At 54.9% G+C, this 18,116-nt stretch carries 17 protein-coding genes and 2 pseudogenes; 11 read left to right on the top strand and 8 right to left on the bottom strand.

Going from position 1 to position 18,116, the window contains the following annotated elements; all coding sequences use genetic code 11:
• Nucleotides 1-19: 19 nt before the first annotated feature.
• Nucleotides 20-580 (bottom strand): fasciclin domain-containing protein, encoded by a 561-nt coding sequence (locus tag A936_RS13825; RefSeq protein WP_008458820.1) that lies wholly within the window; start codon nucleotides 578-580, stop codon nucleotides 20-22.
• A 227-nt stretch (nucleotides 581-807) separates the two neighbouring features.
• On the opposite strand from A936_RS13825, the gene pqqU reads away from it, so the two are divergent.
• Both pqqU and A936_RS13815 read left to right on the top strand, forming a co-directional pair.
• Nucleotides 808-2,955, top strand: coding sequence for a TonB-dependent receptor PqqU (gene pqqU / locus A936_RS13820; RefSeq protein ID WP_008458818.1), 2,148 nt, complete (start codon nucleotides 808-810; stop codon nucleotides 2,953-2,955).
• Nucleotides 2,956-3,002: 47 nt separating this feature from the next.
• Nucleotides 3,003-3,458 carry a GNAT family N-acetyltransferase gene (locus A936_RS13815; protein ID WP_008458817.1) on the top strand — a complete coding sequence of 152 codons (456 nt, stop codon included), beginning with the start codon at nucleotides 3,003-3,005 and terminating at the stop codon, nucleotides 3,456-3,458.
• On the opposite strand, the gene A936_RS13810 is transcribed toward A936_RS13815, so the two are convergent.
• Entirely contained in the window at nucleotides 3,435-4,334 is a 900-nt protein-coding gene (locus A936_RS13810) for a LysR family transcriptional regulator (RefSeq protein WP_008458812.1), read from the bottom strand. The two genes, A936_RS13815 and A936_RS13810, sit on opposite strands and share 24 nt — an antisense overlap.
• A gap of 114 nt (nucleotides 4,335-4,448) precedes the next feature.
• Here A936_RS13810 and A936_RS13805 point away from each other — a divergent pair, with 114 nt between their 5' ends.
• The 3 genes from A936_RS13805 (at nucleotide 4,449) to yidZ (ending at nucleotide 7,299) form a co-directional block, all read left to right on the top strand.
• Nucleotides 4,449-4,961: an SRPBCC family protein gene (locus A936_RS13805; RefSeq protein WP_008458810.1), complete on the top strand. Its 513-nt coding sequence runs from the start codon at nucleotides 4,449-4,451 to the stop codon at nucleotides 4,959-4,961.
• A gap of 204 nt (nucleotides 4,962-5,165) precedes the next feature.
• Nucleotides 5,166-6,350, top strand: coding sequence for an MFS transporter (locus A936_RS13800; protein ID WP_008458808.1), 1,185 nt, complete (start codon nucleotides 5,166-5,168; stop codon nucleotides 6,348-6,350).
• The gene (gene yidZ, locus A936_RS13795) at nucleotides 6,319-7,299 is read left to right on the top strand and encodes an HTH-type transcriptional regulator YidZ (protein WP_008458807.1); all 981 of its coding nucleotides are present in this window, start codon (nucleotides 6,319-6,321) and stop codon (nucleotides 7,297-7,299) included. The genes A936_RS13800 and yidZ overlap by 32 nt, the downstream gene beginning before the upstream one ends.
• A 74-nt stretch (nucleotides 7,300-7,373) precedes the next feature.
• On the opposite strand, the gene A936_RS13790 is transcribed toward yidZ, so the two are convergent.
• The gene (locus tag A936_RS13790; RefSeq protein WP_008458805.1) at nucleotides 7,374-7,949 is read right to left on the bottom strand and encodes a PadR family transcriptional regulator; all 576 of its coding nucleotides are present in this window, start codon (nucleotides 7,947-7,949) and stop codon (nucleotides 7,374-7,376) included.
• Between the two features lie 11 nt (nucleotides 7,950-7,960).
• A complete protein-coding gene (locus A936_RS13785; protein ID WP_008458804.1) occupies nucleotides 7,961-8,725 on the bottom strand; it encodes a siderophore-interacting protein in 765 nt (254 codons plus the stop codon).
• Nucleotides 8,726-8,986: 261 nt separating this feature from the next.
• Here A936_RS13785 and A936_RS13780 point away from each other — a divergent pair, with 261 nt between their 5' ends.
• On the top strand, nucleotides 8,987-9,208 hold the full coding sequence (locus A936_RS13780) for an HP1242/YdcH family protein (RefSeq protein ID WP_008458803.1): 222 nt from the start codon (nucleotides 8,987-8,989) through the stop codon (nucleotides 9,206-9,208).
• A 50-nt stretch (nucleotides 9,209-9,258) separates the two neighbouring features.
• On the opposite strand, the gene A936_RS13775 is transcribed toward A936_RS13780, so the two are convergent.
• From A936_RS13775 to A936_RS13765, 3 genes are all read right to left on the bottom strand, one after another.
• Nucleotides 9,259-10,647 (bottom strand): hypothetical protein, encoded by a 1,389-nt coding sequence (locus A936_RS13775; protein WP_008458802.1) that lies wholly within the window; start codon nucleotides 10,645-10,647, stop codon nucleotides 9,259-9,261.
• 106 nt (nucleotides 10,648-10,753) lie between these two features.
• Nucleotides 10,754-11,065 carry a N(4)-acetylcytidine aminohydrolase gene (gene yqfB, locus A936_RS13770; protein ID WP_008458801.1) on the bottom strand — a complete coding sequence of 104 codons (312 nt, stop codon included), beginning with the start codon at nucleotides 11,063-11,065 and terminating at the stop codon, nucleotides 10,754-10,756.
• Between the two features lie 39 nt (nucleotides 11,066-11,104).
• The gene (locus A936_RS13765; RefSeq protein ID WP_008458800.1) at nucleotides 11,105-12,307 is read right to left on the bottom strand and encodes an NAD(P)/FAD-dependent oxidoreductase; all 1,203 of its coding nucleotides are present in this window, start codon (nucleotides 12,305-12,307) and stop codon (nucleotides 11,105-11,107) included.
• A 172-nt stretch (nucleotides 12,308-12,479) separates the two neighbouring features.
• Here A936_RS13765 and A936_RS13760 point away from each other — a divergent pair, with 172 nt between their 5' ends.
• From A936_RS13760 to A936_RS13750, 3 genes and pseudogenes are all read left to right on the top strand, one after another.
• Complete coding sequence (locus A936_RS13760) at nucleotides 12,480-12,986, top strand: RrF2 family transcriptional regulator (protein ID WP_008458799.1); 507 nt, start codon at nucleotides 12,480-12,482, stop codon at nucleotides 12,984-12,986.
• Nucleotides 12,987-13,251: 265 nt separating this feature from the next.
• Nucleotides 13,252-14,211: pseudogene (locus A936_RS13755) on the top strand (PLP-dependent cysteine synthase family protein); the annotation flags it as partial.
• A 22-nt stretch (nucleotides 14,212-14,233) separates the two neighbouring features.
• Nucleotides 14,234-15,376, top strand: coding sequence for a trans-sulfuration enzyme family protein (locus A936_RS13750; RefSeq protein WP_008458797.1), 1,143 nt, complete (start codon nucleotides 14,234-14,236; stop codon nucleotides 15,374-15,376).
• A 123-nt stretch (nucleotides 15,377-15,499) separates the two neighbouring features.
• Here the strand turns inward: A936_RS13750 and A936_RS13745 are convergent, their stop codons facing one another.
• Nucleotides 15,500-16,156 (bottom strand): GntR family transcriptional regulator, encoded by a 657-nt coding sequence (locus A936_RS13745; protein ID WP_008458796.1) that lies wholly within the window; start codon nucleotides 16,154-16,156, stop codon nucleotides 15,500-15,502.
• Nucleotides 16,157-16,340: 184 nt separating this feature from the next.
• Here A936_RS13745 and A936_RS13740 point away from each other — a divergent pair, with 184 nt between their 5' ends.
• On the top strand, nucleotides 16,341-17,834 hold the full coding sequence (locus A936_RS13740; protein WP_008458793.1) for an ABC transporter substrate-binding protein: 1,494 nt from the start codon (nucleotides 16,341-16,343) through the stop codon (nucleotides 17,832-17,834).
• Nucleotides 17,831-18,116 (top strand): annotated as a pseudogene (locus A936_RS13735) (ABC transporter permease); the annotation flags it as partial. The gene A936_RS13740 and the pseudogene A936_RS13735, both read left to right, overlap by 4 nt.

Raw genomic sequence — 18,116 nt, 5'->3', positions numbered from 1 at the left:
CTGGATCGAGTATAGACACTCACTTCGGCATCAGTACGGTATCAATCACGTCTATCACGCCATTTTTCTGGTTCACGTCATAGGTGCTGATATTGGCGATGTTGCCTTTCCCGTCTTTAATCTGAATATTGTGCGGGCCATTGTTCATGATCCACAGCGGCTGGCCGTTCACCGTTTTTAATTCTGCGCTGCCGCCACCCTGCTGGATTTTTTTCTCCAGCGCTTTCATGTCGTATTTCCCTGCCACCACGTGGTACGTCAGGATGCTGGTCAACGTGGCTTTATTTTCTGGTTTCACCAGGTTGCTGACCGTGCCTGCCGGCAGTTTGGCAAACGCGGCATCAGTTGGGGCAAAGACGGTAAACGGCCCTTTGCTCTCCAGCGTATCCACTAAACCTGCGGCCTTCACCGCCGCAACCAGCGTGGTGTGATCTTTAGAATTCACGGCGTTCTCAACAATATTTTTTGACGGGTACATCGCAGCCCCGCCGACCATTACGGAATCGTTCGTCATTGAGGCAATGCTCAGCGTACTGAAGAAAGCAGAGGCGCACACGGCGGAGGTAAAATACTTGTTCATGTTGAATTCCTCAATTGTAGGGAGCAAGAGAGTTGCTCACAGTCTGATATACGATTGAGGGTGCGCCGCTGGATGCAGAAAAAATTAAAAATATTTCGCCGTTAATTTCATCAGTCATAACTTATTGTTAACGTTACGTGCGCTAATAATTTTCAAAACTTACACACAGGAACTAACATATACAGTTCACAATTCTGACAATTGCGCATACCGTAAAACACTCCCCGATGAAGAAACCCCAGAAAAAAACGCTCCACACGCATAAAACCGCCCTTTCCCTTCTCCTGATCCCGGCTTTCACTCCCGGTTTTACACAAGCCGCTGACACACAGCCCAAAGACGAATCTACGCTGCTGGTCACCGCTAAACCGACAACCGTTTCTGAGCTCGATACGCCAGCTGCGGTCAGCGTGGTGTATGGCGATGATTTGCGCCAGGCTGCTCCCCGGATAAACCTGTCGGAAAACCTCGGCAGCGTGCCGGGCCTGCAAATTCAAAACCGCCAAAACTATGCTCAGGATTTACAGCTTTCCGTGCGCGGTTTTGGTTCACGCTCGACGTACGGCGTGCGCGGCGTGCGCATGTATGTGGACGGCATTCCGGCCACCATGCCGGATGGCCAGGGGCAAACGTCCAATATTGATTTGAACAGCGTGGACAGCGTGGAAGTGCTTCGCGGCCCGTTCTCCGCGCTCTACGGCAACTCGTCCGGCGGTGTGGTTAATGTCAAAACGGAAACAGGCCGACAGCCGCCAACCGTTGAGGCCAGTAGTTACTACGGCAGCTTTGGCAGCTGGCGCAACAGCGTGAAAGCCACCGGCTCCACCGGCGACGGCACGCAGGCCGGGGATGTGGACTATGCAATTTCTGCCTCGCGCTTTACCACTCACGGCTACCGTGACCACAGTAGCGCACAGAAGAATCTTGGGAATGCGAAACTCGGCGTCCGCCTGAACGATGTCAGCAAGCTGACATTGCTGTTCAACAGCGTGGATATTGACGCCAACGATCCCGGCGGCCTGACCGAGCAAGAGTGGCGCGATAACCCAACGCAGGCACCCCGCGCCGATCAGTACAATACGCGAAAAACAACGAAGCAAACCCAGGGCGGCCTGCGCTACGACCGGCAGCTCAGCGAGCACGATGACCTGAGCGTGATGATGTACGCGGGCGTGCGCGAAACTACGCAGTTTCAGTCCATTCCTGAATCAGCGCAGAAAAACCCAACGCATCCGGGGGGCGTGATCCAACTGGCAAGGCATTACCAGGGCATTGATACCCGCTGGACGCACAACGGCGAACTCGGCAGCGTGCCGGTCAGCTTCACCACCGGGCTGGACTACGAGACGATGACCGAGAAGCGCAAAGGCTACGAGAATTTCGTGACGGTGAACGGCGCCACGGTGCTCGGCGAACAGGGCAATCTGCGCCGCAACGAACGCAACCTGATGTGGAACCTCGACCCGTACCTGCAAACCACGTGGCAGCTTACCGACAAACTCAGCCTGGATGCGGGCATGCGCTTCAGCTCGGTCTATTTTGATTCCAACGATTATTACATCGTCGGGACAAACGGCGACGACAGCGGCAGCGCCAGCTATCACAAGTGGCTGCCTGCGGCGTCGCTGAAATATGCCGTCACCGACGGCTGGAATATTTACACTTCCGCTGGCCGTGGGTTTGAAACGCCGACCATTAACGAGCTTTCTTACCGCGACAACGGCGCGGCCGGGCTTAACTTTGCTCTGCAGCCGTCCACCAGCACAACGGTAGAAGTAGGCAGCAAAAACCGCGTTGGCAATGGCCTGTTTACCGCCGCCCTGTTCCAGACCGACACCGATAATGAGATCGTGGTTGATCAAAGCAGTGGCGGGCGTACCACCTATAAAAATGCCGGCGAAACTCGCCGCCGTGGGCTGGAACTTTCTCTCGATCAGCAGTTTGCCGCCGACTGGCGACTGAAAATGGCCTGGACGTACCTGGAGGCGACCTACCGCACCAACGTATGCGGGGCAAATGACTGCCGCGGTAACCGAATGCCGGGCATCGCCCGCAACATGGGTTACGCGTCGTTTGGCTACGCGCCTGAAGATGGCTGGTATGCGGGCGCGGATGTTCATTACATGAGCGATATCCAGGCGAATGACCAGAATAGCGCCAAAGCCCCGACCTGGACCACCGTGGGATGGAATACCGGCTACAAGCTTCACGTGCGGCAAAACTGGCTGCTGGACATCTGGGGACGAGTTGATAATCTGTTCGACCGCGATTACGTCGGGTCGGTGATTGTCAATGAAGGCAATGGCCGCTATTTCGAGCCAGCGCCAGGGCGTAACTATGGCGTGGGCGTCAACGTCAGCTACAGCTTCCAGTAAGCTTTTTCCCCTCCGGCTTTTGTCGGGGGAGATTAAAAAGGAATTTTATGTCACCTAATCTCACCCTTCGGGATGCCACCCTGGCGGACATCGAGACTATTTTCACCATCCGCACCAGCGTCAAAGAGAATCATCTGTCGCGCGAAGAAATGGCCGAAATGGGCATCACACCGCAGACTATTGCCGATATTATTGCCGAATCGCCGTGTATCTGGCTGGCAGACGTGGAGGGTGAGCCGGCCGGTTTCTCGATGGCGATTGCCGAAGAAGCCTGCCTGTTTGCCATGTTCGTTCTGCCTCAGTTTGAAGGCCAGGGCGTCGGCAGACTGCTGCTGGAAAAAGCCGAGGCGTTTCTCTTTGCTCAGCAGCCCACTATCTGGCTTGAAACGGCGGCAGCCAGCCGCGCCGCTGCGTTTTATCAGCGCCACGGCTGGCTGGCTGTGGGTGAGCAAGGTGGGGAAGATATTCGCTTCGAAAAATCACGCCCCGCAGCTGCGAAATAACAACTCCCTTACCCATCGGTGCGCGCTGTCGTGATGCGTGCGCTCATGCCATGCGGCGACTTTGGTAAAACCAGGGATCGCCAGCGGCGGCTGATGGCTGACGATATTCGCTTGTCCGGCAATAAGCCTCGCGGGTACCACGGCCATCAGATCGCTGGTTTTTAAAATCTCGGTTAAAAATAAGAAGCTCTGCACTGACAGGCTAACCCGCCTCGAACGCTTTATTTTTTGCAAAGCGCTGTCGGTCACGCCGCTAAACTCCCCACCGCTCCACGACACCAGCGCATGATCGCAGGCACAAAACTGATCCAGGGTGATCGCCCGCTGCCGGGCCAGGCTATGCTGCTGCCCCATCGCACAAACGTAATGCTCCTCATACAGAGTGTGAACGTGGAGGTCAGCCGACAGCGAAAAAGTCGTCATGATGGAAAGGTCCAGCTCGCCGCTTTCCAGCATCGGCTGAAGCTGCCCGTCAACCGGCGGGCGCACCGAGACGCGCATATTCGGCGCTTCACGCCGGAGTGCATTAATAAAAGGCAGCACGATGGCCTGCAGCGCATAGTCCGTGGCCGCGAGGGTAAACGTCAGCGTAGACGTTTTAGGGTCGAACTCAGCCGGGCGCAGCAGCAGTTCAACTTCGTGCAGGATGCGTTTCACTTGCTGCTCGAGCTGTAACGCTCGCTCCGTTGGCACGATGCCCCGCTGGCTGCGGATAAACAGCGGATCGTCGAAGCTTTCGCGCAGCCGCGTCAACATCCCGCTGACGGCAGGCTGCGTCAGAGACAGGCGCGAGGCGGCGCGAGTTACGCTGCGCTCCTGCAGCAAAGCATCGAAGGTTTTCAGTAAGTTAAGATCCAGACTGCGTAAATCGCGCATCGCCTGCCTCCAGATATAAAATTACATTATATCTGAGATTAAATTTGACGATTGGTTTTATATCCAGCGTGTCGATATTCTCGCCTCACAGCAACGAAACGTGAGGAATCCAAGATGCATTCAATTCATTGGCCGCAGGGCTTTATCCCCGGTTTTAGCGATAACTTCGCTTCTAACGAAATCATTATGATCGGGCTGGACGCCAGCGAAGTCTGGCGCTGGCTGACGCAAACCTCGGCCTGGGAACGCTATTACAGCAACGTGTCCGATATTGTGTTTCATGATGCCAGCGGGCCGACGTTAACGGCAGGGTCGCGCTTCCGCTTTACGACCTTTAGTTTCCCGGTTGAAGCCGAAGTGGTGGAGTTTGTCGCCCCGCAGGGGGAAATCCCAGGCCGTCTCGCCTGGCACGGCTGGGTTGGCAGCGAAGCGTCCCCAGAGCTGGACGTGCGTCACGCCTGGCTGATTGAGAATCTATCGTCTGGCCGGGTACGCATCTTGACTCAGGAAACGCAAAACGGGCAGCCCGCGCGTGACCTGGCGAGGACGTTGCCTAACCCTATGCTAAACGCACATCAGGAGTGGATTTGCGGCCTGGCAAATTATGCGCTGAGCCACAAGAAATAGCGTTAAGGTTTTTGCCCCGCCGTCTGTGCCGTCTGCCAGCGTTATAAAATACCCACCATGTAGCGCTGTTCCTCATCGGCCAGCGCTCTCCCCGACCGTATCGCGTGTTGATTTCCTCACAGGAAAAGAGTGTTGTCCAGATGGCAATTCGTATCTGCAGGATTCTCCCCTTATGCTGAGCGTCGCTATTACACTGAGGACGCCATGACACGCTTTCTAATCTGCAGTTTTGCCCTGATTTTGCTCTACCCTGCGGGCATTGATATGTATCTGGTCGGTTTACCGCGTATTGCGGCCGATCTTAACGCCAGCGAGGCGCAGCTGCATATTGCCTTCTCCGTTTATCTTGCCGGAATGGCCTGTTCCATGCTTTTTGCCGGCCGCGTGGCGGACCGCTCGGGGCGTAAGCCGGTGGCAATATTCGGTTCGGTAATTTTTATTGCCGCCTCCCTGATATGCGCCTCGGCGCAGCACAGCACGCTGTTTCTGGCGGGCCGGCTGGGTCAGGGGATCGGGGCGGGAGCCTGCTACGTGGTCGCTTTTGCAATTCTGCGGGATGCCCTGGATGAGCGACGCAGAACCAAAGTGCTCTCGTTAATGAACGGAATCACCTGCATCGTGCCGGTGATGGCGCCGGTGCTGGGGCATCTGATTATGCTTATTTTCCCGTGGCAAAGTTTGTTCTATACCCTGACCGGAATGGGGCTCGCGGTATTGCTGCTTTCCCTGCTGGTACTGAAAGAGACGAGGCCAGCAGCCAACGGTGCCAGCTCATTGGTTTCTTTGCCGAAAGCCGAGTCGTTGATTAACCGTTTCTTCCTCAGTCGGCTGGCCATAACAACCCTTAGCGTAACGGTCATCCTCACCTTCGTTAACACCTCCCCCGTGTTATTGATGGAGGGGCTGGGCTTAGCTCGCGGGGAATACGCCACCACAATGGCGTTAACGGCCGTCGTCAGCATGAGCGTTTCATTCTCTACTCCGTTTGCCCTGAGCATATTTCAGCCCCGCACAATGATGATAACGTCTCAGACGCTGTTTCTGGCGGCGGGTCTGCTCCTGAGCATGGCCGATTCAAACTTGCTCACGCTGGTCGGACTCACGCTTGTGTGCGCAGGTTTCTCCGTCGGATTTGGCGTGGCCATGAGCCAGGCGCTGGGGCCATTTTCACTTCGGGCAGGGGTAGCCAGCTCAACGCTCGGAGTGGCACAGGTGTGTGGTTCATCATTGTGGATATGGCTGGCCGCCATTTTGCGTATCGATGCGCTGAATATGCTGATCGGAATTCTGATTGGCTGTAGCATTGTCAGCCTTTTACTGATTTTCCTTGTCGCCTCTCCCAGAGCCGTAGTTGAGTATGAAGAAAACAATCAACAGCCTCGATCTTAATTTGCTGCTCTGCCTGCAGTTGCTGATGCAGGAGCGCAGCGTCACCCGCACGGCAAAACGGCTGAGCGTCACGCCTTCGGCGATCAGCAAATCGCTGGCAAAACTGCGGGCGTGGTTTGATGATTCATTATTTGTAAATACTCCTCAGGGACTCGTCCCTACGCCACTGATGGTAAGCATGGCGCAGGAACTGGCGGACTGGATGCAAATGAGCCATCAGCTGCTGGATAACGCTCACCATGAGACGCCGAGCGGACTGAAGTTTGAGCTTGTGGTTGAATTACCGCTGATGATGATCATGTTCAATGCCCTGTCGCAGCAGATTTATCAGCGCTATCCTCAGGCGACTATCAGGCTGCATCACTGGGATTACGACGCGCTGGACGCCATTACGAGTGGAAGTGTGGATGTTGGTTTCACCGGTCGTGAGAGCTATCCGCGTTCTCAAGGGCAGCTGAATCTGCCGTTGTCTATCGACTGTGAAGTGCTCTTTTATGACTCTCCCTGTGTCTGGCTGAGAGAAGATCATCCGGCTCTCCAGGAAGAGTGGAACCTGGACACTTTTTTGCGCTATCCCCATATCAGCATTTATTGGGAACAAAGCGATACCTGGGCGCTGGATGATATCCTGAGAGAAATGGGGCGCAAGCGGGATATTGCGTTGAGCCTGCCGGGATTCGAGCAGTCTCTGTTTATGGCCGCTCAGCCCGGGCACTCTCTGCTGACGACCGCTCCGGGCTACTGCCGGCATTACGGCCAGCTTCACCACCTGCCGCTGGTCTCCCGTCCCCTGCCGTTTGATGCCGGGCTTCTGCAAAAATTCCGGGCACCCTATATGATGATCTGGCACAAACGTAACCGCCATAACCCGAAAATTATCTGGCTCAGGCAGGCGATTAAGGCGCTTTATGCCGATCTCGTTATCGCCGGTAAAACAGCCAATGTCTAAACGTTTTCCAGCTAAGCAAGGCCGATAGAATCCCGGCGCGACTGAATGTTTCTTCTCCCGCGCCAGGGCAGGCTCTAGCTGCGTTCGATGTCTTTTGCCGCCTGATCCAGCGTGTCGATAATCTTATACAGCGTCTCTTTCGACAGCTCGGCGCTGCCCAGTTTGGCGTGCAGCGCCGTTTTAAAATTATGAATAGCCCGCTGCACTTCGGGCAAACGGCGGTTGTCGCCGAGAACGCCAAGGGTAGCGAGTCGAGTGGTCACCGCTTCCAGTTCGAGCTGCTGCTCTTCAAGCGAGGTTTGTCCTTCCGCCGTCAGCGTGAAGGATTTTTTCCCACTTTGCCCTTCGCCCACCGTAATAAAGCCCATCTCCTCCATCAGCGTCAGGTTCGGGTAAATAATACCGGGGCTCGGCACATATTCCCCTTTCGCCATCCCTTCGATGGATTTGATCAGTTCGTAGCCGTGGGCCGGGCCATTTGCCAGCAGATGCAGGATCAGCAGGCGGATATCGTTGGCGTCAAACAGACGTTCGCGGCGATGGCGAGCGCGCCCCTCCGGGTGGCTTTGCTCATGGCGGCCATGACCGCCCCTGCCGCGATGCTGTTCGTGGCGCTCGCATTTGTGCTGTCTCAGATGATGAATACGCATAGTTTGGGACCTTATTTGTCATGCCAGTAGGCGACGGCGCGTACCAGGTCGGCGTCCAGGGCGCGGACTTCCAGCAGGTAATCTCCCAGCGCTTTAGCCTCTTTGCCTTCGCCAACAATCCAGATGTAATAGTCGTCGGCAGGGATCTCAATCTGCTTCAGGTACCCGGCGATCTCCGCGTGAGTTAACGCCCGCACATTTACCGCAGGGAATTCGTTCAGATAGCCCAGGCTGTCGGAATGGTGGCAGTTAACCAGGACTTCGACCTGAACATCCTGACTCAGCGACTGCAGACGGCGGCGCACCGCAGGCAGCCCGCTTTCATCGGTCACGTACAGCTGCCAGTGATAATCCGTTGGGGTGACCAGAGAGCCCCGTGGGCCACCGATGAACAGCTTGTCACCCGGCTGCGCATCTTTCGCCCAGCTGCTGGCTACGCCGCCGTCGTGCAAATAGAAATCCAGGGTTAATTCACCGCGTTCGGCATTGAAATCCAGCGGCGTATAGTCACGCGACTGTGGGCGAGCCCCCTCTCCCCAGACAATGCCCTCGCTGGTGACCTGCGGCGGAGTGAATTCGCCATTTTCAGCCGGGAAGAAGACTTTGATGTGGTCGTCAAATCCCTGGGAAGAGAAATCCGCCAGCTGCGGGCTGATGAAGACCAGACGGTAAAACGTATTGGCAATCAGCGTTTTCGTTTTAACCGTTAATTCACGAAACTTCAGTTCGTTACGAACCCGAACCGGCACTTTTTTAGCGTTATTTTGCGTTGTCATAGCGTACCTTTTAGGTGTGTAAGATATATCATAGACATATCTTAGAGCACGACACAGCGGCTGTCTTTATCATTTTGCGGCGTTATCACCAGGTTTAAACAATGAGAATGACATCCATTCCGGCAAGGTGCTGCCGGGATCGCAAATTGACAAAACGATGCTTTTTTGTACTTTCCCTTATCGCAAATTCGGTTCTAAACTGAAGTTGGCATCAGCCAGTTGTTAATCCACTCACCAACCTACTGACCAGGGAGGCCTGACATGTTTCCTGAGTACCGTGATTTGATTACCCACCTGAAGTCCGAAAACCCCCGCTTTCTCAGCCTGTTTAACAAACACAACCGTCTTGATAGCGAGATTTTGCGCAAGGAGGGGCCGCAAGGGACGGGATACAACGATGAAGTTGTGCAGATGAAGAAAGAAAAACTGAGGGTAAAACAAGAGCTTTACCAGATGTTGAAACAGGCCAGCCAACCGGCCTGATAGCATTGAAACCGGGGAAGGGGTTGCCCTTCCCTTGTTGTCTCCAGAGGTTACAGCGCCACACCCAGCGCCCGCAGTATGCTAATCATTTTCCCAGCCCCCAAATAGTTCAGGTGATCGCCGTCGCGGAAATCTTCGCGTGCAAAAGCGGGATGTTCTGAGAGATCGATAAAACGCGAATGCGCCCCTTCAAGGTCTGCAAAATATTGGCGATGCGTCTGTTTCATCTCAGCATCAAGATTGTCCACGTAGTCTGACGGGAAAGACGGCGTTAGCCAGATAACCTTTTTGCCTTTTGTCGCCAACTGAACGCTCATCTCAGCCACGCGGGGTTTATTCTCTGCAAGCGTTGTCTGGTGCTTCACTGATTTCGAGTGAGAGATCCCCCGCTTCTGGGCTTCCTCTTTCTGCTGCATGGCAGGGAGTGAGTCGCTGCGGGCAAAAACAAGGCGTGCGGACTCACAAATTTGCGCCCTGGCATTATTATCCTCGAGTCCATTTATCGCTTGCCCTTGCACCGGCGTCGGCATCACCAGCCGGCTAAACGCCTGCATGCCGTCGGCGGTTATCCCTTCTTCCGGCTTTATCCTGTAATGGCTATTGAGCTGGCTCCAGGCGTGGATGATTTGCTGGTTAAAGTCATCTTTTGTTTTTAACAGGTCGCTGTACAGATCAAAGAAGCCCAGGCAATACACAAAGTTTTGCACGTGCGGATAACGCTCAATAATATGCGCCGTTAATTGCTGGGCCTGCTTCAGCCCCAGGCTGTGGGTAGAAAGATTTATGCTGTGTTCAAACAGCGCGTCAGGGAAGCCATAAAAACTGTAGGAGTTACCTATAATGACTGTTCTGACGTTTGGATTAGCCAGCGCGGCATATTGCTGCGCCAGCAAATGCGTGTACTGAGTAGCTGTTGTGCTTAAGGGAATGAAATTATCAATCAGCAAATCGTACAACGAAATACAGCCTATGGCCTGAGGATGTTCAACCGCAAAGGCCAGCTTTAGTCCCTGCGGATCGTAGAGAATAAAAGGGGCCGTGCTGGCGGCAATTTTGTTATGAAAAGCGGTGATTTCCTGATGATTTGTCTCTTCATAACTGAGGTAATAGAGGTTATTGATGGCCGAATCTCTAAAGCGCGATCCGAGCATTTGCAGCTTGTTCAGCTCGCCAAAATAAAAAATATCGATACCGTTGCGCGCCAGCGCGCTCAGCCAGAAAAGATAGAGTGACAGGTAGAGTTGATTCAGGTTTTGCTGTTTACCTTCCAGCCAGTCACTCAGGGCATTAATCAAATCGAGCGTAATATTGCTTTCATCCAGGCACGCCTGGTTTGAGAAAAGATAATCGGCGAGCCTCTGAGGAACCTGAGCCGCCTGCTCAGCTTTTTCTATATCCCTCAGAAAATGCTGGAGCTGTTTTAAAAAGTCATTTTGCATAATGTCTTGTTGTATTTGCGCAAGAAGTATCGCTGATACTACCAGTCACCAATACAAGCAAACGCACGATTACCCCCCTTCCATCATGCTAATCTCGGGCGAAGGTTCACTTCACCAGCCGGAACGAAATCTCGTACAACGCATTCAATCCCGGATAGATTTCACCAATCACCTGTTTAAGCTCTGCCAGCGTCATGTTCTCCTGGCGGGCGTGCTCCTCGTCCAAATCATCAAGCAGCACCGGCGTCACGCCGATCACGTCGATCGTACAGAAATAGACGTCATCTTCGTAGCGGCCCACGCGCAAACGCTGGCCGGGCTGAAAATGAGATTCGCTGCTGTCGCGCAGCGTAATCGTTTTTAGCCCGGCGATAATGTCGTGCTCAAAGCGGCGGAAAAAAGTGATATCGTTAGCCATGCTACCTCCTGATAAACATTCGGCAGCATGATAAATCCCTTAGACGAACGGCGCTAACGGATCCGCCGTTTCAAAGGCGATTTTTCTGTCTGCCACCGGCGGGTAAATGAGTTCCTGAGTAATCGACAACTTAATTTTCTTCGCTTCCTCGCGCACGTGCGTCACTTTTTGCTCCCAGCCTTCGGTAAACACCGCGCCCCAGCCGCCGAGATCGAGACAGGTGACATAGTTAATCTGGCGGTATGGCAGTGGCGTGACGTCCAGCAGACTTGCCGCCACGTTATAGCCCACAAAGCGGCCCAGCATGATGGCGTGCTGGCAGGTCATTAGCGCGAGGTTGCCCTGTTCATCCGTCTCGGCACGCGCCACATCCCCCGTCGCGAAAATAGCTGGCTGCCCTTCCACCCGCAAAAAGGCATCCACGTGCAGACGGCCTTGCTTATCACGCGGGGCATTAATCTGCGCGGTTAGCGGGCTGGCCTGCACGCCTGCGGTCAGAATTACCGTGCTGGAGGCGATGCGTTCGCCGTCGGCCAGTACAATGCCGTTCGCATCAATTTCGCGGACGTCGGTATTCAGTCGCCACTCCACGCCCAGCTCTTCGCTGGCGGTAGCAATCACATCCCGCAGTTCGCGGCTGTAGCGACCGCCGATTTTATCGCCCCGTTCCACCACAATAACGCGAGCATTTGTTTCTTTGCCCAGTACCGCGCGCAATCTGCCCGGCAGTTCGGTCGCCATTTCAATGCCTGTAAAGCCGCCGCCACAGACAATGACCGTGTTGCGGGCTTCGCTTTCCGGCTGCTGCGCTAAGTCTGAAATGTGCTGCTCCAGTCTCAGGGCGCTCTCGAGCTGGTCGAGGTCGAAAGCATGCTCTGCCGCGCCGTCGATCAGGTCGCGCTTGAGGTTGCTGCCGGTAGCCAGAACAAGCCGATCGTACTGTCGCGGTGTGCTGTTGCCCTGCTGGTCACGGTACCAGACGCACTGATTGACGCTGTCGATACGCTGCGCCTCGCCTTTCACAAAAGTCACGCCGGTGACGTCGAACAGCGGCTGAAGAGGAGCGACCAGCGAAGCCACCTCGGTTTCGTAAAAACGTGGGCGAACGCGCAGCTCAGGCTGGGGAGCCAGCACGGCGATCTCAATGTCGTCACGGTTATGCATCGCCACCAGTCTGGCCGCGCTCAGGGCCGCCCACATACCGGCAAAGCCGGCGCCAAGGATCAGGATCTTCTGTTGCATGGTTCTACTCCGGTAAAGGCCCTCAGTGGCCAACGACTGCGACTATACTTGTCGCAGTTAACTACGACAAGATCTTTCGGAGTTTATTTTTAATCCTCTGTTTTCGGGGTTACAGATTGCATCGCGTGAGTAAAATCCCTACATTACCTGGATTAAATGAGTCGGAGGCAGCATGGCGTTTTACAGTTCGGGCGTGGAGTACGGCATTCATAGCCTGATATGCATGGTGGATGGCAAAGGCGAAGGCCGCGAAATGAACGTGCGCGAAATCGCCGAACTGCAGGGCGTGCCCTACGACTATCTCGGTAAAATTTTCACCAAACTTTCCAGGGCGGGGCTGGTCATCAGCAGCGAAGGTAAAGGCGGGGGGTTTATCCTTTCTCGCCCGCCGGACCAAATCAGCGTGCTGGACATTGTGGCAGCCATCGACGGTGAGAAAAGTATTTTCGACTGCAAAGAGATTCGACAGCGGCTGGCCGTCTTTGAAGCAACGCCGCCCGAATGGGCCTGCGAAGGGATTTGCGGCGTGCGCGCGGTAATGAACATTGCCCAGCAGCGTATGGAAGAAGCGCTAGCCCAGCATACCGTACTGGATCTGGCCCGCCGCATGTACCGCAAGGCACCGGATGAATTTGTTATCGAAGTCCAGGACTGGATCCGCGACCGGCGGAGCAATTAGCCTTTCGCTTAGTACAATTTCGCAAATTCAAAGCCAGCCAGCGCATAAGCCGCTGGCTTTTTTGTGTAAAAAACAGGCTTAAACCGGCAAAAGACGGCTCGTTTAGCCATCCCCCATTCCGGACATCCGAACGGCTTTCCTTCCCTACCGCCAGAGCAGCACATTATATTACTTTCCGATCTAAACCACGGGTTTATGTTCTTTAGAAGCGTCAATTCGCCGCCCTATCATTCCATACATGAACACTTTTCATGTTGAGAGAACGATGATTGCCGATTCCGTCCTGGACCTGATAGGCCACACCCCGCTGCTGCGGCTCAATCACCTTGATACCGGCCGCTGCGAGCTGCTGCTTAAGCTGGAAAACCAAAACCCCGGCGGTTCAATTAAAGACCGCGTTGCCCTGTCGATGATCGAACACGCCGAGCGCAGCGGTAAGCTGCAGCCGGGGGGCACGATTATTGAAGCCACAGCGGGCAACACCGGGCTGGGGCTGGCGCTGATTGCCACGCAAAAAGGCTACCCGCTGATTCTGGTGGTGCCGGACAAAATGAGCCAGGAAAAGATTTTCCACCTGCGAGCGCTGGGCGTGGACGTGCGCCTGACCCGCTCGGACGTCACTAAAGGCCACCCGGAATATTACCAGGATTACGCCCTGCGGCTGGCGGCAGATATCCCGGGCAGTTATTACATCGATCAATTCTCTAACGCCGCAAACCCGCTGGCCCACACCAGCGGCACGGCCGTTGAGCTTTGGGAGCAAACCGGGGGCCACATTGACGCCATCGTCGTTGGCGTCGGCTCCGGCGGCACGCTGGGCGGCCTGCAGCAGTTTTTCCACCAGCATTCCCCGCAAACCGAGTTTGTGCTGGCCGATCCCTGCGGCTCCATTCTTGCCGATGTGGTTGAGCACGGTAGATATGGCGAAGTGGGCAGCTGGTTGGTGGAAGGCATCGGTGAAGACTTTGTGCCATCGCTTGCCGACTTTGAGCGCGTCCAGCACGCATACCGGATCAGCGACCGCGAAGCGTTTTCCACGGCCCGTGAATTGCTAACCCACGAAGGCATCCTGGCGGGTTCTTCAACTGGCACCCTGCTCGCCGCCGCCTTGCGCTATTGCCAGGCACAGAACACGCCGAAACGCGTGGTCACCTTCGCCTGCGATAGCGGTAACAAATATTTATCAAAAATGTTTAACGATCAATGGCTCAGCCAGCAAAACCTGGCGTAACTATTAAGGAAAATTCATGAATAAATTTGCTACCCAGAGCGTGCACAGCGGTACTTTCGAGGATGCACACGGCGCGGTGATGCCACCGATTTATGCCACATCGACTTTTGCCCAACCGGCACCTGGCCAGCATACCGGTTTTGAATACTCGCGCAGCGGCAACCCCACCCGCCAGGCGCTGGAAACGGCGATTGCCGAACTCGAAGGCGGCCAGCGGGGTTACGCGTTTGCTTCTGGCCTCGCGGCTATCTCAACCGTGCTCGAGCTGCTGGACAGCGGCAGCCATATTATCGCCGTTGACGACGTGTACGGCGGCACCTGGCGACTGATTGAAAACGTGCGCAAACGCAGCGCCGCGCTCCAGGTAAGCTGGGTAAAGCCTGACGATCTCGACGGGCTGCAGGCGGCCATTCGGCCTGAAACGCGCATGATTTGGGTGGAAACCCCCACCAACCCGCTGCTTAAGCTGGCAGACCTGGCGGCGATTGCGGATATCGCCAAACGCCATCGCCTGATAAGCGTGGCCGACAACACCTTCGCTTCGCCTGCGCTTCAGCGCCCGCTGGAGTCCGGGTTCGATATCGTGGTGCACTCGGCCACCAAATACCTGAACGGCCATTCTGATGTTGTCGCCGGGCTGGCGGTGGTCGGCGCTAATGACGACCTGGCGCAGCAGCTTGGTTATTTGCAAAATGCGGTCGGCGGCGTGCTCGACCCGTTCAGCAGTTTCCTGACGCTGCGGGGCATTCGGACTCTGGCGCTGCGCATGGAACGCCACAGCAGCAACGCGCTCCAGCTGGCAGAGTGGCTCCAGACGCATCCTGAGGTAGAAAAAGTCTATTTCCCATGGCTGGAGACTCACCCGCAGCATCAGCTTGCACGCCAGCAAATGTCGCAGCCTGGCGGCATGATTTCTATTGTGGTTCGCGGGAATGAAAAGCGGGCCGAGGAAGTGATCCGCAGGCTGAAGCTGTTTACGCTCGCCGAAAGCCTGGGCGGCGTGGAAAGCCTGGTCAGCCAGCCCTTCAGCATGACCCATGCTTCTATCCCGCTCGAACAGCGTTTAAGTAACGGCATTGTGCCGCAGCTAATTAGATTGTCAGTGGGGATTGAAGATGCCGGAGATTTGCAGGCCGATCTCGCACAGGCGCTGAGTTAGCCGAACGCCAATTAATGCTGCCATAAATATAAATGATGGCCTTTTGCTGGCTCTGAGCACATCCAGAGTAATACAAAAGGCCATTTATTTGCTGTGCGTTAATAAATTAAAGACGTTTAGTCTTTAACCAAAGTACTGTCGGCGTAAAATATCTGCCCCGTCGTCTATCGCTTTATGAATTGCTTTCACGCTGCGCTTTTCATCTTTTTCGGCCAGGGCTTCCAGCAGATCGTCGTAATTATGATGCCCCTGAGTCATTTCTTCCGACTGCGGGTACAGATAATTAAAACATGGTCCAATGCGCACCCAAAGCTGCTCAATTAATACGGTAAGCGTTGGCATCTCGGCGTACTCAAACAGCTGGAAACGAAACTCCCGATTGGCCTGCAGCGCCGCCTCAACGCTGATATGTTTCGCTTCAAGAAACGCATCGCAAAGCTGCTGCAAACGGGAGAGTTTGGTTTTATCCATGTAACGCGCCGCCTGCTCTACCGCCATACCCTCCAGATTTTTACGGATGGTTGTAATTTCGTGGTAGCGCCCCAGAGAAATTTCAGGCACCAAAAAAGCCTGCGCCGGCGTCGCGTCCAGTGCGCCAGAAGAAACAAGACGCAACAGCGCTTCACGCACCGGCGTAATGCTGGTGCCAAGCTGCTCTGCAATCTCTTTGGTCACTAATCTTGCGCCGGGTTTTAAGGTTCCCACGATCAACGCACTCTTTAACCTGCCCTCGACTTGCATGGTTAAACTCATTCTTTGCGCTTTTTCTAAGTCAAGCATGTTTATTTCCTATAGCAAAATAACTACTTTGTATTTGCAGTTTAATAACTGGCTTGTCATCAATGGAGTATATAGGATATATCATGTACTCTTACCACAAATTTATACCACCATGCGAATTAACCTGACGAAACATTCGATATCCGTCAATAATTTAGACGGTAACGTATAGGGATTGACTACAATGAAAGCATCTGGCCGTAAGCTCGCAACTCTGGCTGTATTAATTAGCCTGGTAACCCCCTTTAGCTACGCAAGTGAATTAGTTATAGCCCAACCGGCTTCCGCCACCGCGATGGATCCCGGTTTTCTTAAAGAAGCCGCCACCCTGGTGGACAATATTTTCGATACGCTGGTCCTGCGCGATAAAAACATGCAGCTCCAGCCCGGTCTTGCCACCTCCTGGAAAGCGCTGGATGACACGACCTGGCAATTCGACCTGCGCCCCGGCGTTACTTTCACCAACGGTGAACCCGTTAACGCGGCGGCAGTGAAATTCTCTATTGACCGCATTCTGGACCCGGCCAACCACGCGCCAACCATCTCTTACATCCGCACCATCAAGTCGGTAGAAGTGACCGGCGACTATCAGGTTCGCATTCACACTGACGGCCCTGACCCGCTGCTGACAACCCGTATGAGCCGTTATCCGACCTACATCGTGCCGCCTGCCTATGTAAGTAAAGTCGGTGCTGCGGAATTTGCACGAAAACCTATTGGTAGTGGAGCATATACATTAAAAGAATTTATACCAGATGAACGTGTCGTTATGCAGGCTAATCCACATTATTGGCGTGGAAAACCTACAATTGACCAGGTGACATGGCGCCCAATCCCGGAAGCGACTGCCCGCATTACCGCCCTGTTAACAGGAGAAGTACAGCTGGTTGACAGCGTCCCTGCTGACCTCGTTTCTACGCTGAAAAATAAACCGGGCATTCATCTTGAGCAGGTGAAAGGCGGCGGATTGACTATTTATCTCGGCCTGAAGAATGGTGAGAAACCTTTAAGTGATGCGCGGGTTCGCCAGGCGCTGTCGCTGGCGCTGAATCGTCAAGCCTATACCACCCAGCTGCTGCACGGTTTTGGTACGCCAACCGGTACCATGGCTGGCGCCAAGGACTTTGGTTACCTCAATGTTCCGGCCCCTGAGCAGGACATCGCCAAAGCTAAAGCCTTGCTTAAGGAAGCGGGTTACCCGGACGGCTTCACGCTGAAGTTCCAGGCGCCACGTCGCTATATCGCCAGCGCCGAAGTGGCTCAGGCGATTGTGCAGGACTTGGCCGCCATCGGCGTGAAGGCGCAGCTTGAGGTGCCTGAGTGGTCCGTCTATACCCAGCAGGTGGCTTCCGGTAAACAGGCGGAAATGTACATGCTGGCGTGGGGCTCAACCCAAACCCTGGATGCCGATGCCGCGCTGTACCCTATCCTGCACTCCGGCGAGCCTTACTCCACGGTCAGCAACCCTGAACTGGATAAACTGCTGAACGCCAGCCGCGCAACGGTAGATGCGAAGAAGCGTGAAGTTATCCTGCAGGATATCCAGAAAGTTGTCGCCAAAGAGCAGCCGCTGATCCCGCTGTACCGTGAGGATTCTCTGTATGCCAACAGCGACAGCCTGAACTTTACCGGTCGCGCCGACGCCCGCATCCCGCTGTATGATTTGAGGCTGAAATGATTTTTCCCGGACGCGCCCTGACCCGTCGCCCTCGCCGCCTGATCTCAGGTGACGGGGCGCTGGGGGGCTTATTGCTTGGCATCGTGATCCTGCTGGCACTGGTGGCCCCGTGGCTGCCCTTGCCCGACCCGTTAACCAACAACCTGGCGGATACCTTCCTGCCGCCGGGCAGCGAAACGGCAAGCGGGATGCACTGGCTCGGCACCGATCAGCTCGGGCGCGATTTGCTGGCAAGGATCCTGGCGGGTACCCGCCTATCCCTGACGGTGGTGTTACTGGCGG

Origin of the sequence: Enterobacter sp. Ag1, from assembly GCA_000277545.1 — a bacterium.
Taxonomy (GTDB): Bacteria; Pseudomonadota; Gammaproteobacteria; order Enterobacterales; family Enterobacteriaceae; genus Cedecea.
This window is presented reverse-complemented; position numbering and strand designations above follow the sequence as displayed.